Source organism: Ralstonia sp. VS2407, assembly GCF_052950655.1.
Genome location: NZ_JBRFVG010000132.1, coordinates 1 through 528, shown reverse-complemented (window position 1 = coordinate 528; position 528 = coordinate 1). Strand labels below are relative to the sequence as shown.

Sequence of the window (528 nt, the reverse complement as noted above, 5' to 3'; positions counted from 1 at the left end):
GGTTGCGGAAGGGAGGGTGGTGGGCGTGGAAGTCGACAGCGAGGCGACGTTGCTGTTGGTCGTGCTCAGCCCGCTCGAAAGGGAAGTGATCGAGCTGTTGGCCGACGAGAGGCTGGTCGAGGTGGAGGTCGACAGCGACGTGAGGTTGCTGTTGGTGGTGCTCAAGCCGGTGGAAAGCGAGCCGATACCGGTCGAGGTCGACGTGGACAACGAAGCGACCGTGCTATTGGTCGTCGACAGTCCGGTCGACAGCGAATTGACGCCGCTCTGCGCGGTGCTGATGCCCGAGGAAGCGGACGTCGAAAGCGAGGTCAGCGAGCTGTTCGTGCTGCTCAGCCCGCTCGACAGCGAAGCAATCGAGCTGTTCGCCGACGACAGGCCCGTCGACGCCGAAGTGGAAAGCGAGGTCAGGCCGCTGTTTGTCGACGACAGTCCGGTGGACAGCGACGAGATCGAGCTGTTGAACGTCGACATGCTGCTCGACAACGAGCCGATGCCCGTCGATGCCGAGGTCGACAGCGAATAGAG

Annotated in this window: 1 protein-coding gene; it reads left to right on the top strand. The window is 63.1% G+C overall.

From position 1 onward, the window contains the following. The coding region (locus ACU8YE_RS24235; RefSeq protein ID WP_446929915.1) for a hypothetical protein at positions 1 to 526 on the top strand (526 nt) is incomplete at its 5' end. Positions 527 to 528 lie beyond the last annotated feature (2 nt).